General features: G+C 62.7%; 19 protein-coding genes. 14 read left to right on the top strand and 5 right to left on the bottom strand.

The features are described 5' to 3' along the window. Positions 1–8: 8 nt before the first annotated feature. Entirely contained in the window at positions 9–863 is an 855-nt protein-coding gene (locus NCR40_RS06350; protein ID WP_250509022.1) for an SDR family oxidoreductase, read from the top strand. Positions 864–882: 19 nt separating this feature from the next. Beyond that, positions 883–1,836, top strand: a complete 954-nt coding sequence (locus NCR40_RS06345) for an alpha/beta hydrolase (RefSeq protein ID WP_250509021.1) — start codon at positions 883–885, stop codon at positions 1,834–1,836. 101 nt (positions 1,837–1,937) lie between these two features. Here NCR40_RS06345 and NCR40_RS06340 read toward each other — a convergent pair whose 3' ends face one another. Both NCR40_RS06340 and ygfZ read right to left on the bottom strand, forming a co-directional pair. Then, positions 1,938–2,756 carry an NRDE family protein gene (locus tag NCR40_RS06340; RefSeq protein ID WP_250509020.1) on the bottom strand — a complete coding sequence of 273 codons (819 nt, stop codon included), beginning with the start codon at positions 2,754–2,756 and terminating at the stop codon, positions 1,938–1,940. A gap of 5 nt (positions 2,757–2,761) precedes the next feature. Further along, the gene (gene ygfZ / locus NCR40_RS06335; RefSeq protein ID WP_250509019.1) at positions 2,762–3,772 is read right to left on the bottom strand and encodes a CAF17-like 4Fe-4S cluster assembly/insertion protein YgfZ; all 1,011 of its coding nucleotides are present in this window, start codon (positions 3,770–3,772) and stop codon (positions 2,762–2,764) included. Between the two features lie 103 nt (positions 3,773–3,875). On the opposite strand from ygfZ, the gene mltG reads away from it, so the two are divergent. The 10 genes from mltG to NCR40_RS06285 all read left to right on the top strand — a co-directional run bounded on the left by mltG (position 3,876) and on the right by NCR40_RS06285 (position 13,469). Continuing rightward, entirely contained in the window at positions 3,876–4,886 is a 1,011-nt protein-coding gene (gene mltG, locus NCR40_RS06330) for an endolytic transglycosylase MltG (RefSeq protein WP_250464856.1), read from the top strand. After that, positions 4,887–5,507 carry a dTMP kinase gene (gene tmk / locus NCR40_RS06325; RefSeq protein WP_244827898.1) on the top strand — a complete coding sequence of 207 codons (621 nt, stop codon included), beginning with the start codon at positions 4,887–4,889 and terminating at the stop codon, positions 5,505–5,507. A 37-nt stretch (positions 5,508–5,544) separates the two neighbouring features. Further along, entirely contained in the window at positions 5,545–6,594 is a 1,050-nt protein-coding gene (locus NCR40_RS06320; protein ID WP_250509018.1) for a DNA polymerase III subunit delta', read from the top strand. Between the two features lie 19 nt (positions 6,595–6,613). Continuing rightward, complete coding sequence (locus NCR40_RS06315) at positions 6,614–7,126, top strand: GNAT family N-acetyltransferase (RefSeq protein WP_250509017.1); 513 nt, start codon at positions 6,614–6,616, stop codon at positions 7,124–7,126. A gap of 3 nt (positions 7,127–7,129) precedes the next feature. Further along, positions 7,130–7,924: a TatD family hydrolase gene (locus NCR40_RS06310; RefSeq protein WP_250509016.1), complete on the top strand. Its 795-nt coding sequence runs from the start codon at positions 7,130–7,132 to the stop codon at positions 7,922–7,924. Between the two features lie 129 nt (positions 7,925–8,053). Continuing rightward, positions 8,054–8,728 (top strand): ankyrin repeat domain-containing protein, encoded by a 675-nt coding sequence (locus NCR40_RS06305; protein WP_244828029.1) that lies wholly within the window; start codon positions 8,054–8,056, stop codon positions 8,726–8,728. Positions 8,729–8,804: 76 nt separating this feature from the next. Beyond that, positions 8,805–9,161, top strand: coding sequence for a Rap1a/Tai family immunity protein (locus tag NCR40_RS06300; protein WP_244827894.1), 357 nt, complete (start codon positions 8,805–8,807; stop codon positions 9,159–9,161). 212 nt (positions 9,162–9,373) lie between these two features. Further along, positions 9,374–10,606, top strand: a complete 1,233-nt coding sequence (locus tag NCR40_RS06295; protein ID WP_250509015.1) for a mechanosensitive ion channel family protein — start codon at positions 9,374–9,376, stop codon at positions 10,604–10,606. Positions 10,607–10,676: 70 nt separating this feature from the next. Beyond that, positions 10,677–12,092 (top strand): alpha,alpha-trehalose-phosphate synthase (UDP-forming), encoded by a 1,416-nt coding sequence (otsA, locus tag NCR40_RS06290; RefSeq protein WP_244827892.1) that lies wholly within the window; start codon positions 10,677–10,679, stop codon positions 12,090–12,092. Between the two features lie 309 nt (positions 12,093–12,401). Further along, positions 12,402–13,469 carry a glycosyltransferase family 4 protein gene (locus tag NCR40_RS06285; RefSeq protein ID WP_244827891.1) on the top strand — a complete coding sequence of 356 codons (1,068 nt, stop codon included), beginning with the start codon at positions 12,402–12,404 and terminating at the stop codon, positions 13,467–13,469. Between the two features lie 126 nt (positions 13,470–13,595). Here the strand turns inward: NCR40_RS06285 and NCR40_RS06280 are convergent, their stop codons facing one another. The 3 genes from NCR40_RS06280 to NCR40_RS06270 all read right to left on the bottom strand — a co-directional run bounded on the left by NCR40_RS06280 (position 13,596) and on the right by NCR40_RS06270 (position 15,587). Then, positions 13,596–14,186: a BPSL1445 family SYLF domain-containing lipoprotein gene (locus NCR40_RS06280; RefSeq protein ID WP_244827890.1), complete on the bottom strand. Its 591-nt coding sequence runs from the start codon at positions 14,184–14,186 to the stop codon at positions 13,596–13,598. Positions 14,187–14,587: 401 nt separating this feature from the next. Continuing rightward, entirely contained in the window at positions 14,588–15,070 is a 483-nt protein-coding gene (locus NCR40_RS06275; protein ID WP_250464863.1) for a hypothetical protein, read from the bottom strand. 214 nt (positions 15,071–15,284) lie between these two features. Further along, entirely contained in the window at positions 15,285–15,587 is a 303-nt protein-coding gene (locus NCR40_RS06270; RefSeq protein ID WP_250509135.1) for a PsiF family protein, read from the bottom strand. A 307-nt stretch (positions 15,588–15,894) separates the two neighbouring features. Here NCR40_RS06270 and NCR40_RS06265 point away from each other — a divergent pair, with 307 nt between their 5' ends. Together NCR40_RS06265 and NCR40_RS06260 are read left to right on the top strand one after the other, a co-directional pair. Continuing rightward, complete coding sequence (locus NCR40_RS06265; RefSeq protein ID WP_244827887.1) at positions 15,895–16,176, top strand: hypothetical protein; 282 nt, start codon at positions 15,895–15,897, stop codon at positions 16,174–16,176. A 285-nt stretch (positions 16,177–16,461) separates the two neighbouring features. Beyond that, the gene (locus NCR40_RS06260; RefSeq protein WP_244827886.1) at positions 16,462–17,424 is read left to right on the top strand and encodes a sugar ABC transporter substrate-binding protein; all 963 of its coding nucleotides are present in this window, start codon (positions 16,462–16,464) and stop codon (positions 17,422–17,424) included. The last annotated feature ends 249 nt before the right edge of the window (positions 17,425–17,673 follow it).

The following is a 17,673-nucleotide window of genomic DNA, read 5'->3' as shown; positions in this document are numbered from 1 at the left end:
GAGCCCGCTTGGACCGCTTCGAAGGAAAAGTCGCCGTGATCACCGGCGCGGCGAGCGGCTTCGGCCGCGAGTTTGCGCTAAAGGGCGCGGCGCTCGGCATGAAGCTCGTACTCGCCGATATCGACGCCACCGCGCTCGATGCCACCGTAACATCGCTGCGCGAACGAGGCGCCGAGGTGCGCGGCGTGCGAACGGACGTCTCGAATGCCGCGGACGTCGATGCACTCGCTCGCGCCACGCTCGATGCCTTCGGCGGCGCGCATCTGCTCTTCAACAACGCGGGCGTGGGCGCCGGCGGCTTCATCTGGGAGAGCAGCGCGAACGACTGGCAATGGGTCTTCGGCGTCAACGTGATGGGCGTTGCCAACGGCATTCGCGCGTTCACGCCGATCATGCTGGCCCAGAACGAACCGGCGCATATCGTCAACACGGCTTCGGTCGCGGGGCTGCTCGCCGCGCCCGCAATGGGCGTCTATAACGCGTCGAAGCATGCGGTCGTGGCCATGACCGAAACGCTTTATCACGATCTGCGGCTCGCGCACGCGTCGGTCGGCGTGTCCTTGTTGTGTCCGGCGTTCGTGCCGACCGGTATCGCCGATTCCGAACGCGCGCGGCCCGGCGCGCTCGTCAACGACGAAGAGATGACGGCGTCGCAGAAGCTCGCGGCGCGGCAACTGGCAAAGGCGGTGGAGCACGGCAAGCTATCGGCGCGGGATGTCGCCGAACTGACCTTCGACGCTATCCGCGCGAATCGTTTTTATGTGGTCACGCATCCGAACATCATGCCTTCGGTTCAGCTGCGGCTGGACGACATCGCGCAGCTGCGCGATCCGAGCGATCCCATGTCGCTCAAGTCGCGTTGACCTCGGCATCGGCATGACAATGCAGCTCAATCCCCAGGTCGCGCAAGTCTTGCAGATGGTCGCACGCGCGAGGCGCGCGCCTTATCACACGGTCACGCCGCAAGAAGCGCGCGCCGCCTATGCGATGAGCGCGCCCATTCTCGATGTCGCGCCGTTGCCAATGGCGCGTGTCGAAGATCTTCCCGTTCCTATGCGCGATGGCGGGTCCATTCGTGTGCGTGCGTATTATCCGATCGAGCCGAATTGGGCGGAGCCGCTTGGCGCGCTCATGTATTTGCATGGCGGCGGCTTTACGGTGGGAAGCATCGAGACGCACGACGCGCTGTGCCGCAAGTTCGCGCACGACGCGGGCTGCGCGGTGGTATCGGTCGATTACCGGCTTGCGCCCGAACACAAGTTTCCGGTCGCCGTGAACGATGCCTTCGACGCCTTGCAATGGCTCGCGCGCGAGGCGTCCACGTTGGGGATCGATCCGGCTCGCATCGCGATTGGTGGAGACAGCGCGGGCGGCACGCTCGCGACGGTGTGCTCGGTGCTGGCGCGCGATGCAGGCATCGCCTTGCAATTGCAGATGCTGATTTATCCGGGGACGAGCGCGTGGCAGAAAAGCGAATCGCATGCGCGGCTTGCCGAAGGGTACTTGCTGAGCGCAGAGACGATTCAATGGTTCTTCGAGCAGTACGTGCGCGATGAACGCGACCGGGACGACTGGCGTTTTGCGCCGCTGGATGCGGCGGGCGGGCAGCCGGATTATCGTGGCGTGGCGCCGATGTGGATCGCGGCCGCGGATCATGATCCGCTTTACGATGAAGATATCGCTTACGCGGAGAAGCTTTCAGCGCAGGGCGTATCGGTGGAACTCATGCGGTATGAAGGGATGATTCACGAGTTCTTCAAGATGGGCGGGTTTGTTCGCGACGTGGCGCGGGCGCATGCGGATGCGGTGGCTGCGTTGAGGAAGGCGTTGGGGTGAGGGCTTGATTAGATTCTGAAAAGTACCTGGCGAATTTATCGCCATTGCGATTACCGCGATAGTGCTCTTACTGTTGAAACGTGGGTCGCGGCGATCATGCGTCACGCCACCTCAAACCTGAACGCCCGCACAAAATCCCCCGGCCGCACGACCTTGTGCGAACCGTCATCGTCACTGCGTTCCTTGACATGCAGCTCCATACCATGCGTCAGCGGCAACACTTGCAACGCCGTCGTCCCGCGCGTGCCGTATCCATCGCTCTCGATAAACGCCGCCGACAACACGCGTTCACGCTCGATGGAAAGGCCAGTGGATGGCAAGACGTGATCGTCGGCGATACGCGGGTCACGCAAGGTTTCGATCAGCTCGTCGAGCGATGGCCGCTCATCGGCGTGAATCAAATCGCGTAAAGCATCGCGCTGGGCGACGAGCTTCGGCCACGGCGTATTCAGCAAGCTGTTCGACAACCCATGCACGCCCGCTTCGAGCAAAACCGGCTCGGCATCGGCGCGATTGCCGTACCAGCCGAGCTCACGTCGTGTTAAATCCCCGCACAGTAAATTGAAGCCGTTGTACCGATGACCTTCCAGGGCAACGCGCTTGAGATACTTCAAAGGCTCGACGCGCTCGCCCGTCAAATATTCGCTGACCAACGTGCCACGCGTGGGCGCATCCGGCCGCATCTCGCTCGGCGCGCGATAGTTCGTCAGCGCAGCAAAGCGCCCGTCGCGCGTTACGCCAAGCCACGTGCCGCCGCCCGTCAGATCCCGGCCCGCGAGCACGCCGGGCGCGTTGGTCCACCAATGCATCGGGTCGGTCTCGCGGCGGAAGAACTCGTCGCGATTCGCCGCCAGTGTAAGCAGCGCGCGGCCGTTGGCGGGCGCGGCCTGGGGTTGCCAGTCGAAGACGATCAGGCACATGGCGTTCAGGCGTCGGCAGGAAAGGCGTAGGGCAGCGGCACGAATTCGAGCGCGGGGCCATCGGCGGCGCCGACGTGCACCGAACCGTTATCCAGCGACGCCAGCTTGATCTCCACAAGACAATCCACGCCGCCGCCTTCGGCCGGCGCCACGTTGACCACCATGCCGCAAGGCTGACCGGGATCGGCCGAATGGAACAGCTCGGCGCCCGGCGTGGCCGATTCGCCGTGCGCGAGCGCCGTGCGTCGTTTGATCGTGCCGCGATATTGGCTGCGCGCGACGATCTCCTGTCCCGGATAGCAACCCTTCTTGAAGTTCACCGCGCCCAGCACGTCGAAGTTGACCATCTGCGGGACGAACTGCTCGGTCGTCGCCTGCGTGATGCGCGGCTCGCCCGCGTGGATGTCGAGCCAGTCCCACAGCGCCGGTCCCGCGCGCCGCAACTTCTCGCCGAGCTCGGGCAGTCGTGCTTCGATATCGGCCCTCGGGCCGACCCACAGGAAACGCGGCCGATGCGCCGCATCCGGCACACGAATCAGCGCGCCATGCGGACCTTCCACCTTGACATGCACGCCGTCGGGCAACGCATCGAAGATGCCGGAGAGCGCCGCGCGCACATCGCCCGCAAAGCCGACTGCCGCGAGTTCCGGCGTCGCGTCACTCAGTTTCGCCTTTGCGCGCAGCACGAACATGGACAGACGTTTTTGCACGGGCGCCTGGACGTCGTGCGAGATCAAGAGACGCACGGTATCGGCTGAACGCCACATGAGAAACGAACCCAGCAGGCGTCCCTTCGGCGAGCAATAGCCCGCGAGGCGCGCCGTGGATGCGTCGAGATGCTGGACGTCGTTGGTGACCTGGTTGTGCAGAAACGAAGCGGCATCCTCGCCCTTGATGTCGATCACGCCGAACTGCGTGAGCGGCACGAAAACGCCCGCTGTCTTCACGGCTTCGAAGTCGTCGGCGGGAATGGCGCTTGGAGCGGAACCGGGGGAAAGCTGGGTTTGGGAATTCATGGCGTCAAGTGCGGTCAATCCTGTCAGTCGGTCCGGCCGGTCAAACTGACCGGGGCGCAGGCGGGCAAGTTATTATATTGGTCTTATTCCTAGTGTGTCTGGCATGTCCCTTTTCAAGAAATGCGTCGTGGCGGTGGTGATCGTCGCGGTGCTCGCGGCGGCGCTCGCAGGTGGCGTTTATTACTGGGCCAATCGGCCAATGAACCTCACGCCCGCCGAACTCGACGTCACCATCAAGCCTCATAGCAGCTTGCGCAGCGTCAGCGCCCAGTTGATTCGCGGCGGCGTGCCGGTCGAATCCGAGCTTTTCGTGTTGATGACGCGCGTGCTCGGGCTTTCGTCGCAGCTCAAATCCGGCAATTACGCGTTCAAAAGCGGCGTGACACCGTATGAAGTGCTGCAAAAGATCGCGCGCGGCGACGTCAACGAGTACGTGGCCACCGTCATCGAGGGCTGGACGTTGCAAAAAATGCGCGCCGAACTCGACGCCAACCCCGCGCTCGCGCACGACACCGCCGGCATGTCCGACACGGACCTCTTGCGTGCAATCGGCGCGCCCGAGGTGGACAAGGCATCGGCGGAAGGACTGTTTTTCCCGGATACCTATCTTTTCGACAAAGGCACGAGCGACCTCACGGTCTACAAGCGCGCGTACCGGATCATGCAGCAGCGGCTCACCGAAGCCTGGAACACGCGCTCGCCGAATTTGCCTTACAAGACGCCTTACGAGGCGCTCGTCATGGCGTCGATCGTCGAGAAGGAGACGGGGCGCGCAACCGACCGGCCGCTGGTGGCGGCGGTGTTCGCCAACCGGCTGCGGATCGGCATGCCGCTACAGACCGACCCGACCGTCATCTACGGCCTCGGTCCGGCTTACGGCGGGCATCTGAAGAAAAAGGATCTGCAGACCGACACTCCGTACAATACCTACACGCGCATGGGTCTGCCGCCCACGCCGATCGCGCTGCCCGGTGTGGCCGCGCTCACCGCGACGCTCAATCCCGCCGCGAGCAATGCGCTCTATTTCGTGTCGCGCGGCGACGGCAGCAGCATCTTTTCCGACAACCTGGGCGACCACAACAAGGCCGTCGACAAATACATCCGGGGTCAGTGAATGGCGCGGGGCAAGTTCATTACATTCGAGGGTATCGACGGAGCGGGCAAGACCACGCATCTGGAGTGGTTTCGCGAGCGGCTCGCCGAAAAACTCGCCGCGCACGCGCGCTCTGTCGTGATGACGCGCGAGCCGGGCGGCACACCGCTCGGCGAAACGTTGCGCGGCATTCTGCTGAATCAGCCAATGGACCTCGAAACCGAGGCGCTCCTCATGTTCGCCGCGCGCCGCGAGCATCTCGCGCAGGTCATCGAACCGGCGCTCGCGCATGGCGACTGGGTGCTATCGGACCGTTTTTCGGATGCCACCTTTGCTTATCAGGGCGGTGGACGCGGTCTGCCGCGCGACAAGCTGGAAGCCCTGGAACGCTGGGTGCAGGGCGGTTTTCAGCCGGACCTTACCGTTCTGTTCGACATTCCGACGGAGACCGCGAGCGAGCGCCGTTCGGCCGCGCGCGCGCCGGACAAGTTCGAGAGCGAATCGGAGGCATTTTTTAAGCGCACGCGCGCCGAATATCTGCGGCGCGCGGCCGAATCGCCGCAGCGGTTTTTTATCGTCGATTCGAGCCGGCCCATCGACGATATCCGCACGCAGCTCGAAGATGTCATCGCGAGCCTTTGATCCACGCTCAAGCAACGCCTAACCCACTGAACCGCCGATGATTTATCCCTGGCAAGCCAACGACTGGCAGCGTCTCCAGCAGCTACGCGCGAACTGGCCGCATGCGCTTTTGCTGCATGGCGAAGCGGGCATCGGCAAGCTGCAATTCGCGCAGTATCTGGCGAAAGGGTTGCTGTGCGAAACGCATCTGCCGAGCGGCGAGCCGTGCGGCACGTGTTCCGCTTGCCTGTGGTTCTCGCAGGGCAATCATCCCGACTACCGCGCGGTGTTGCCCGAGGCGCTTGCAGGGCTTGCGGCGGCAGGCGCGGATTCTTCCGCCGATGCATCCGCCGAGAAAGCCGAGAAAGCCGATGGCGACGAAGGCAAGAAGAGCCGCGCGCCGAGCAAGGAAATCAAGATCGAACAGGTACGCGCACTGCTTGACTTCTGCAGTCTCGGATCGCATCGCGGCGGCTTGCGTGTCGTGCTGCTGTATCCCGCCGAAGCGCTCAATGTCGCGGCGGCCAACGCGCTCTTGAAAACGCTGGAAGAACCGCCTTCGGGCGTCGTGTTCTTGCTGGTGTCGGCGCGTATCGACCGCTTGTTGCCAACCATCATCAGCCGCTGCCGACAGTGGCCGATGAGCGTGCCGCCCTTCGACGAAGCGCGCGCGTGGCTTGCGTCACGAGGTATCGACGATGCCGCCGGGCTTCTCGCGCAAGCGGGCGGCGCGCCGCTCAACGCGCTTGCGCTCGCGAGCGACGAGAACCGCGCGCTGCGCGATTTCACGTTGGCGCAACTTGCGGCCGGCCCGAACTGCGACGCCTTCGCGTGCGGCGAAAACCTGCAGAAACTGCCGGTGCCGCTGGTGCTCGGTTGGCTGCAACGCTGGCTTTACGACGTGCTCGCCGAGCGCACGGCAGGCCGTCCGCGCTATTTTCCGGGCGCGGCCAAGGCGCTCGCGCGATGCGCCGCCAGCGCCGACCCGGCTGCGCTTTCGCGCTACATGAAAACCGTCACGCGGCAACGCGCCGTGGAGAATCATCCGTTGAACGCGCGTCTCGTGTTCGAGGAACTCTTCATGGGCTATCGCGGCATCTTCGCCTGAACCTGAACGCAATCACGCCATGAGTCTTCAATACCGCGACGCCACGCTGGACGATCTGCCCGCCATCGTCGCCATCTACAATTCGACGGTCGCCTCGCGCCTCGTCACGGCCGACCTCGATCCGGTCCCAGTCGAAAGCCGCCTTGCCTGGTTTCACGCGCACGGACCGGACAAGCGTCCGCTGTGGGTCGTGGAAGAGGGCGGCGAAGTCATCGCGTGGCTGAGTTTCTCCGATTTCTACGGCCGTCCGGCCTACGCGCGCACGGTCGAAGTGAGCATTTATCTCGACGAACGCGCGCGCGGCAAGGGGCTCGGCAAGCTGTTGTTGCACGAGGCGCTGGAGCGCGCGCCGACGCTTGATGTGGACACCGTGCTCGGCTTCGTCTTCGGACATAACGAGCCGAGCATGAAGCTCTTCGGCAGCTTCGGTTTCGAGTCGTGGGGCACGCTGCCGCGCGTCGCGGTGCTGGACGGCGTCGAGCGCGATCTCGTCATTCTCGGCTTGCGGCTTGGCGCGAGAGCAAAGGAGTAGCGGATGTTCGTCGATTCCCACTGTCACATCAATTTCGAAGGCCTCGCCGACCGGCTGCCTGAAGTGCTCGACAAGATGCGCGAGCAGAAGGTCACCCACGCGCTTTGCGTGTCGGTGGATCTGGAGACGCTGCCATCGGTGCTCGATATCGCCGAGCGGCACGAGCACATCTTCGCATCGGTTGGCGTGCATCCGGACCACGAAAACGCAACGGAACCGAGCGTCGCGCAACTAGTGGAACTGGCGCGGCATCCCAAAGTCTGCGCAATCGGCGAGACCGGGCTCGACTATTACCGGCTGGAAGGCCGCAGCATCGCCGACATGGAATGGCAGCGCGAGCGCTTTCGTAACCACATTCGCGCGGCGCACGAGACCGGCAAGCCGCTCATCATCCATACGCGTTCGTCGGCGGAAGACACGCTGCGTATCATGGAAGAAGAACGCGCGAGCGTGCCGGGCGGCGTGATGCATTGCTTCACCGAGACGTGGGAAGTGGCGCAAGCCGCGCTCGCGCAGAACTTTCATATTTCGCTTTCGGGCATCGTCACGTTCAAGAAGGCCGAGGACGTGCACGACGTGGCGCGGCGCGTGCCGCTCGAACGTCTGCTGATCGAAACCGACTCGCCATATCTCGCGCCGGTGCCGTATCGCGGCAAGCCGAATGAACCAGCTTACGTGAGCTATGTCGGACGTCACATCGCGCAGTTGCGCGAAGAGACGGACGAAGCGGTCGCGAAAGCCACCACCGACAACTTCTTCCGGCTGTTCAAGCTCCCGCCGGGCGCGCAGGCCGTCTGACCGGCACGCTCGGCGAGAACCACTGTTTCAAAGGCAATCCAAAGGTTCACTATGAATAAATCCATGATGTCTTCCTCGCGTGAAGCGGGACAAAGCAAGCGCACGAGCACACGTTCGAGCACGCGGCAAATGTTGGTCGGCGTGCTGCTCGCCGCGTGCGCGTTCGCGCAACCCGCGTTGGCCGAGTCCGTGGACGCGCTCATCAAGGACGTCAAGTTCGACGACATCTCCTCGGTCAAGAAGGCGCTTTCGCAGGGCGCGGACCCGAATACCGTCGACAACACGGGCGCACCGCTCATCGTGATCGCCGCGCGCGAGAAGTCGGACAAGGTAGGCCAGGCGCTTGCCGACAATCCCAAGACCGATCTGGAGAAGCAGGACCCGGCCGGTGAAAACGCGATGATGCTCGCCGCGCTCAACGGCGACGCGACTTTCGTGAATCTCCTGATCGCCAAGGATGCCGAAGTGAACAAGAAGGGCTGGTCGCCGCTGCACTACGCGGCAACCAACGGTCATGACGATATCGTGAAAATTCTGCTCGACCATTCGGCCTATATCGATGCCGGCGCGCCGAACGGCACGACGCCGCTCATGATGGCCGCGCGCGGCGGGCATCTGTCCACCTGCAAGCTTTTGCTCGACGAAGGCGCGGACTTGCGCGTGAAGAACCAGCTTGGCATGACGGCTGTGGATTTCGCGAAGAAGTACAACGAGAAAGACGTCGCGGAAGGCCTGCAGGCTCGCCTCGACGCCATGCCGGCGGCCTCGACGGGCGCCGCAAGCAGCACAAACAGTGCAAAATAACGTAACCACGGGGAGCGGGCGGCCAGGCGCGGCCGCCGCGCCCCTTCGAGCCGCCGCTCCACATAAAAGGAAGACCATGCTGCGGAAATTCGTCTTCGCCTGTGTTCTCGCCACGCCCGTCAGCGCGTTCGCATTCACTGGCAGCGATTTGAATCAACTTTGCACCAAGACCGACCCGAACTCCCGTACTGCCTGCGCGGCCTATATCGAAGGCGCCGCGGACGGCGTGTATAACACCATCGAGGCAATTGGCGGAACCTCCGGCCCGCAAGTCGGCCAATACTTTTGCCTGCCCGCCGAAGTCAAGCCGCAACAACTGACCGATGCAGTGCGCAAGTACATCGCGGACAATCCCGACAAGTCCGGCTTCAATGCGACGACCATGGTGTCGCTCGGACTTGGCAAGGCGTTTCCCTGCAAGGCGGAACGTTGATCGCAAGGCTGCGAGGCGGGCAGCGAATTTGCTTGATGCTCGACGCCGCCCGCCGCTGCACTTGAAGACGTAGAAGCCGACCTGGACGCCGACTAAAGACGCACCCCGGCAGCACGAACCGCGCACGATGCGTCCGACATGGCGCATAGTGGCAAGGCTCGTGCACGCGGCCGCCGTATCCACCTTCCTGCGAGGCTGATCCCGCGACGCTCATGCTTTCTTTCGACCGCTTTCTCGATCTAGCCGAGCGCCCGCTCGGCACCTGGCCCGGCGCGCTGTGCGCCGCCGCCATCGCACTGATCGTCGCCATCGGGGTGCATCGGATCGGTGCGCGCGTCTTGACGCGCGTCGCGCGGCCGTATCCGCTGATGAGCACGGTGTTGCGCTACATCGACGCGCCCGCGCTCGTCCTCGTCATCATGCTCGCGTTCGGCTTCGTGATCTTCGAGGCGCCGGACACGCTGCCGCTCATCGGCGTATTGCGCGATATCGAAACCGTCGCGTTGATCGGTGCGCTCACGTTCCTCGCCGCGCGTTCGGCGAGCGCGGTGGGCGAGGCGATCGTGCAGGCGCATCCGCTCGATACCGACGACAATCTCAACGCGCGCCGCATCCACACGCAGGCGCGCGTGCTGGCGCGCTCGGTCATGGTGGTGATCGTGATCATCGGTTTTGGCGGGGCGCTCATGGCGTTTCCGAGCGTGCGGCAGATCGGCGCGAGCTTGCTGGCTTCCGCCGGCGTGGCGGGTTTGGTCGCGGGTATCGCCGCACGGCCCGTGCTCGGCAATCTGATCGCCGGCTTGCAGATCGCGCTGTCCCAACCCATTCGTCTCGATGACGTCGTCGTGATTCAGGGCGAGTGGGGCCGCGTCGAAGAGATCACGGGTACGTATGTGTCGATCCGCATCTGGGACCAGCGGCGGCTGATCGTGCCGTTGCAATGGTTCATCGAGAATCCGTTCACCAACTGGACGCGCAATAGCTCGCAGATCATTGGCACGGTGTTTCTTTTCGTCGATTACCGCATGCCGATCGCGCCGCTGCGCGCGGAACTCGAACGCATTCTGGCGAGCGCGCCGGAGTGGGACGGCCGCGTGCAAGTGCTGCAAGTCACCGATGCCACCGAGCACGCCATGCAATTGCGCGCGCTCGTCAGTTCCTTCGACTCCGCGCTCAATTGGGATTTGCGCTGCCGGGTGCGCGAAGGCTTGCTGAATTTCGTGCAGGCGGCGTATCCGCAGTATCTGCCACGCGCACGGGCCGATCTCTCCACCGACAGCAAGCACGTAGACTTCGCGCCGCCGCTGGAACGCGCCAACACGGCATCGCCCACCACCGCGAATACCGCGGCGGACCCGGTCGCGAGCCGGGGCGAGCGCACGGGTCCCGATCCGCGCGCGAACTCGGCGGCATCGACCGCGCCGGTGGATGCGCTGAAGCGATAGAAGCGATAGAAATCTCAAGCGAAGCACCGTAACCGAATCATCGTAGTCAGCAAACGAAAAAGGAATACTCATGAGCCGTCTCGTCGTCGTATCCAACCGGGTCGCTACCCCGACCGAAACCAAGGGCTCTGCGGGCGGCCTCGCCGTCGGCGTGTTCGGCGCGCTGAAAGACAGCGGCGGCGTGTGGTTCGGCTGGAGCGGGGACGTGGTGAGCGAGACCGTCGCGAACCAGGGGCCGACGCTACAGCAAGACGGCGCGGTGACGTTCGCCACCGTCGGCCTGCCGAAGAAGGACTACGACCAGTACTACCGCGGCTTTTCCAACGCCATGCTGTGGCCGGTTTTCCACTATCGCAACGATCTTGCCGTCTACGATCGTGACGAATACGCGGGGTATCGGCGCGTGAATTCGTGGCTCGCGCACAAACTCATCAAGCTGCTCGAACCGGAAGACGTGATCTGGGTGCACGACTATCACCTGATTCCGTTCGCCGAGGCGTTGCGCAGCGCGGGCGTGACGAATCGCATCGGCTTCTTTTTGCATATCCCGTTTCCGTCGCCGCAAATTCTCTTGAACATTCCGCCTCACGAGGAGCTCGTCAAGTCGCTGTGCTGTTATGACGTCGTGGGCTTTCAGACCGAGGGCGATCAGACCGCGTTCCACGATTACATCGTGCGGCACGCGCACGGCACGGCGACGCCCGACGGACATGTCGAAGCGTTCGGTCGCAAGCTCACGACGGGCGTCTACCGCATCGGCGTGTTTCCGGACGAGATCGCCGAACAGGCCGAGCGCGGCGAAGCGCGTCAGGATGTCATGGACCTCAAGCAGAGTCTGGAAGGGCGCAAGCTCATCATGAGCGTCGATCGGCTCGATTATTCGAAAGGGCTCGTCGAGCGCTTTCGCGCGTTTGAGCATTTTCTGGAGAAGTCGCCGGAATGGCGCGGCAACGTCACGCTCGTGCAGATTGCGCCGCCTACGCGTTCGGACGTAGAGACGTATCAACAGATCCGCCAGAATCTGGAATACGAAGCAGGGCGCATCAACGGGCGCTATTCCGGCCTCGATTACACGCCTATCCGGTATCTGAATCAGCGTTACGACCGGTGGAAGCTGATGTCGCTGTTTCGCGAATCGCAAGTCGGGCTCGTCACGCCCTTGCGCGACGGTATGAATCTCGTCGCCAAGGAATATATCGCCGCACAGAATCCCGACGATCCGGGCGTGCTCGTGCTGTCGCAATTCGCCGGCGCGGCCGCGGAAATGACGGGCGCGGTGATGGTGAATCCGCATGACATCGTCGGCACCAGCGACGCCATCTCGCGCGCACTCGCCATGCCGCTCGCGGAACGCCGCCAGCGCTACGAAACCAACATGACTTCGCTGCGCAAATACGATCTGGGCGTGTGGCGGGACAATTTCCTTGCCGATCTTCGTGGCAAACCGCGCAAGAAGCCCGCGCCGGCCATGAAAAAGAACCCGTAACCGCCATCCGAAACGATTGTTTCGGACCTGTAACAGAGCGATGAAAGTGAAATAGGCGGCGGTGCTGACGCATGAGCCATCGATAATGACATCACGTGCCAAACCAGCGCGCAAAACGAGCGCGCCGTCGCCTAGGGCAAACCTCGTTATCCAGACCTTACGGCCTACTGTCATACTCGACACACGTTCAGGCGACTTGCCCGAACGTTTAGGGAACTTGGCGCGACCTTTTCGCATGACGCGAGAACGAGCATTGCAGCGCTGACGCCGGCCGGCACGAAGTTCACGGCCGACAGGGAGACGAGAACGATGAGAATTGCCCAGATTGCCCCGTTGACGGAATCGGTGCCGCCCAAGCTGTATGGCGGAACGGAGCGCGTCGTCTCGTATCTGACCGAGGCGCTCGTCGAGCTCGGTCACGAAGTCACGCTTTTCGCCACCGGCGACTCGCAAACCAAAGCGAATCTCGAAGCCGTCTGGCCGCGCGCGTTGCGTCTGGACCCGGCCATTCGCGACCGCATCGCGCCGCACATGCTGCTGCTGGAAATGGTGCGCCGCCGCGCGGAAGACTTCGATGTCCTGCACTTCCACATGGACTACTACTCGTTCTCGCTGTTCAAGCGCCAGGACACGCCGTTTCTCACGACCATGCATGGCCGGCTCGATCTGCCCGAGCAGCAGCCGGTTTTCGATACTTTCAACACCGCGCCGGTGGTGTCCATCTCCGATGCGCAGCGTCATCCGCTGCCGCAGGCGAAGTGGGTGACGACGGTTTATCACGCGCTGCCGGAAAAGCTCTACGAACCGCAACCGGTCAAGCAGGAATATCTGGCATTTCTCGGGCGCATTTCGCCGGAAAAACGCGTGGATACGGCCATTCGCATTGCCGGGCGTTGTGGCTTGAAGATCAAGATCGCCGCCAAGGTGGACGCGGCGGACCACGAATACTTCGAACGTGAGATCGCGCCGCTTTTCAAGTTGCCGTACGTGGAATATATCGGCGAGATCAACGACAGTCAGAAGGCCGAGTTCTTATCGGGCGCACATGCCTTGCTTTTTCCGATCGACTGGCCGGAGCCATTCGGTCTGGCGATGATCGAGTCGATGGCGTGCGGCACGCCTGTCATCGCGTTCAATCGCGGCGCCGTGCCGGAAGTGGTGGACGAGGGCGTCTCGGGGTTCATCGTCGAAGACGAGATCGGTGCGGTCGCCGCCGTGAATCGGCTGCATACGCTGTCGCGCGAAGGCGTGCGCAAGCGTTTCGAGGAGCGCTTCACCGCGCACCGGATGGCGCGGCAGTATATCGATGCGTATCAGTCCGTCGTGCGCGCGCAGAAGCGCTCGCGCTTCAAGCTGATCGATCGCGCGACGACTTAAGTCCGTAACGCGAAAGCACAAAAAAACCGCCGTGTGCCGCGACCGTCAAGTCGCGACACACGGCGGTCATGCTTTGTCGACGCCAAAAGCAGCAAAACGCGCGGCCAGGCCGCGCGAGCCCCGCTTTTACATCTTCAGGCGCGTCACCTTCGTGCCTGCCAGCGATACGTCGGCCATCAAGCCGGCGTTGGTCAGCACGAACGCCTCGACCGGGCTGGTGGCCGTGTTCGTATCCACCGCGCCGTTTGCGCCCATCTTCACGAGTGCCACGGATGCATCCGCGCCGGCAGACCAGCCGTCCGAATTGCGGAATTTGTCGAGCGCGTCTTGCGTCATGAACAGGAAGATCAGCGACTTCGACTGCGCGCCTGCCTGCAAGCCGAACGAGCCGGAGGTCGTGCTGTAGTAGCCGACCGTGCCGCCGCCCACGCGCAGTGACCCCTTGCCGTATTGCGCGCCGACGATGAAGCCAGCCTGAATGACGGACGGGAACACCAGAATGCCGCGCGACTTGGCGACCAGTTCGCGCGAACCGGCGACGGTCGAATAGAGGCGCTGGATTGCGCTGTCGACGTCCGCGTCGATGGAGCGGCGGTCGTCAGCGGTGCCTGCGGCCTTTTCCTGACCCGTGTTGGAATTGGTCGTACAACCCGCCAGCGTGAGGCCGCCAAGTGCCAGCACAGCCGTCGACTTGAGCATGAAGTTTCGTCTTTGCATCGTTGTTCTCCATCGTGGAATTTGGGAAACCCCATTAGATCGGGAGGGTGAGGTTCGCCAAGTTATAGCACAGCACCGTGCAACCACCAGACCCCGCCGGGTGACCCGAAAAATTGCTTCGAACCAACCCGCGCGCAGTGCCGCCGCTCCCTTCGGTAACTTTGACTTGGCAAGCTTACTCCCAATCTGTCACTGATATCGTTGTTGCGTAGCTACACGACAAAAACCTTCGTCATGCGATACAGCGCAACGCTCACCCGGAAACCGCTCGATTGGAAAGACCTGACAGCGCGTTTTCGCCCGAACCGTTTCCGTATGGCTTGCATTTATTTCACCGCACGGCCGTTGATGTTACGCTGCGGCCGCTGTCACCAGTAGCAACGACCGTTCCCGACCCGGCTTCAAGGGTGACTCGTCGTTTTTACTTTGGACGCGGGCGCGGCTGCCGAAGCGTTTTGCTCGCCTGGCGTGCGCCGTAGCAGTCGTCGAATGATGCCGATCACCATGCCGAGCACGAACAAAAATGCAGCAGGAACGACCCAGTAGCCGACGAACGCGTGCCAGAGATAACCCGCGAGCGTGGATTTGCGATGATCGTATTCGTCGAGCGCTTCCTGATGCTTGCCCGCATTAGCGCTGAGGATGTCGGCGGGACAGCCGGCGGCCCGCGCTTCGTCGGGCGCGCCATGACAGCGGGCCGCGGCGCCCGATGCGCGTTGGGCATCGGTCAGTTCCCACGTGGATAGCGACTTTTGCAGATCGACCGTGTTGTAGGCCATTTCGTCGCGTACTTCATTGACCGCGACGATCATCACCGGCACGAGCCAGAAGGTGATCGTGACGAGCCACCGCCTGAACCAGCGGTTCTTGTGTCTCCATGCCATCCATTGCCTCCGTGCGAGGCATGACGCCCCGCTAGACGAGCGGCGGCCGATGGCGTGTTTCTTCGAATATTGGGGGGCCGCCTTCGCGCCATCTTAGGAGAAAAAGACGACGGTGCGAATCATTTGCTTGGGTGCAGTGCAATATCCCCAAGCAGCAAGTGGCGAAGGATGGGCGCCGCGCGATGCCGCGCGGCGCATTACGCAATGCCGGCAATCAGCCTTTGTTGCTGAGGCAGCTCTTCATGAACGCCTTGCGGTCGTCGCCCTTCTTGCCGGATGCCTGACCATTGCACGCGGTCATCTTCTCTTGCTGGGTCATGGGCGCGGCGGCGGGCGCCGACGACGACAGACAACTCTTCATGAACGCCTTGCGCTCATCGCCTTTCTTGTCGGCTGCCTGCTTGTTGCAGTCGGTCATTTTCGATTGCTGGCTGTTGGCGGCGAACGCCGTGCTCGCGCTGATCGTGAGGCTGGAAACAGCGATGACTGCTGCAAGGGCGGTGGCTCGAATGATCATGTGACGCTCCCTGATTTGAATGAAGTTTGTTCTTTGGACGACGAATGCCGGATGCGCCTGACAAGCATGCGCCATCCGCCCGTGCATTATGGCAAACCGAATATCACTGATGTGTGGCATCGGGTGAAATCGGGAGACGAGAGGGAATACGCCTTGCAAACGGCTTTCGCTACAAGGCGAAAGAGCGCGCGTATGCAGCTCGCCGTAAGACCGGCATGTTCATGGACGCCTCGAGAGTTTTTAGTGCAGCATTCAGAAAAGGCGGCTGTCCTACCCACGGCCGCCACCAACGACAAGGAGCACGCGCATGTCCACTCCGCTATCCGATCACTACAAGGGTTTCGAAATCAAGGTGCAGGCTTTGCGGCGCGCGAAGGAGCGTGACGAACCCGACGACGGTCCGCGCCATTTCGATATCGTCACGACGATATCCCGCAGCGCGCACGGCGACAGCGGCCGCACCGCGATGTTCGGCGTGCCCGATCAGGAACCTTTCGAAAGCCCGATCGACGCGGTGCGCGCGGGCATCGACTACGCGCGCAAGATCATCGACAACGAGATCGAAGGCGAGTCGGTGGAAGACCTTTGAAACCCTTGACCGCTAGCACATTGCATCCTCCAACGGCCGCGGCTGGCGGCTTTCTTCTTGCGAATGCGGTCGAGCCATCATTTCGGCGCATGTTCAAAGCGCCCACTACACGTTAGCCCGATTGACCCGACGCCGCTTCGCAACGAGAATCGACGGCGGGCAAACGTTGAACAGCGTTGAAAGCAGCGACTGGACATTTGCGTTTGCCAACGCTCGTCAGGCTATGAGATTGACCAGAATCAGTTTCGCCCAGACAACTCAAAACGAAAGTACTGGAGGAGATCCATGAATCGAAACATCCGCCGCCGCGTGCTGTCGGCCGCCGTCGCGCTGATCGCGTGCTCCGCGCTGCCGTTCGCATCGTCGTCCGTCTTTGCGCAGACGCCGGCCAAGCCGAAGGTCGCGCTCGTCATGAAGTCGCTCGCCAACGAGTTCTTCCTGACCATGGAAAACGGCGCGAAGGATTATCAGCAACACAACTCCGGCCAGTTCGATCTCATCACCAACGGCATCAAGGACGAAACCGATACCGCCGCGCAGATTCGCATCGTCGAGCAGATGATCGTCTCCAAGGTCGACGCGCTCATCATCGCGCCGGCGGATTCGAAGGCGCTCGTGCCGGTGATCAAGAAGGCGGCGGACGCGGGCATCATCGTCGTCAATATCGACAACCGGCTGGACCCGGACGTGTTGAAGTCGAAGAATCTGAACGTGCCGTTCGTCGGTCCGGACAACCGCAAGGGCGCGAAGAAGGTCGGCGACTATCTGGCCAAGCATCTGAAGAAGGGCGATGAAGTGGCGATCGTCGAAGGCGTGACCACGACGACCAATTCGCAGGCGCGCAGCGCCGGCTTCAAGGACGCGATGGAAGGTGGCGGCATGAAGGTCGTCGCGCTGCAGTCGGGCGACTGGGAAATCGACAAGGGCAACGCGGTCGCCTCGCAGATCCTGAACGCGAACCCGAACGTGAAGGCGCTCCTGTGCGATAACGACAACATGGCGATCGGCGCGGTGTCGGCGGTGCGCGCAGCGGGCAAGGCGGGCAAGGTGCAGGTGGTCGGCTTCGACAACATCACGGCCATCAAGCCGATGTTGAAGGACGGCCGCGTGCTCGCCACCGCCGATCAATACGCCGCAAAACAGGCGGTGTTCGGGATCGACGTGGCGCTGAAGGCGATTTCCGGCAAGAAAAAGCAGTCGGAGCTGTCGACGGTCGTGGAAACGCCGGTCGAACTGATCACGAAGTAGGCATGACATGACGAGCTGCTGCCTGTCGTCGCACGCGGCGATGCAGCAGTCAGCTCCGCCCGCCGGAACACGGAGCGGGCGCAAACCTTCACTACGGCATGAATGCGCGAGCCTCGGTCCATTCAAGTTTCGCGGCTTTCATGCCGATAAAGCACGAACGAGCGCGTTTGAACGTCGACGTAGGCTCTTGCCTGCGCGACGCTTTGCGCCAAGCCGTCGGGCCCCAAGCGGAACACACAGCGAGGATGC

The organism is Caballeronia sp. GACF4, from assembly GCF_023631025.1.
Taxonomy (GTDB): Bacteria; Pseudomonadota; Gammaproteobacteria; order Burkholderiales; family Burkholderiaceae; genus Caballeronia.
The sequence above is the reverse complement of the archived record's forward strand: the minus strand, read 5'-3'. Positions and strand labels throughout refer to the sequence as shown.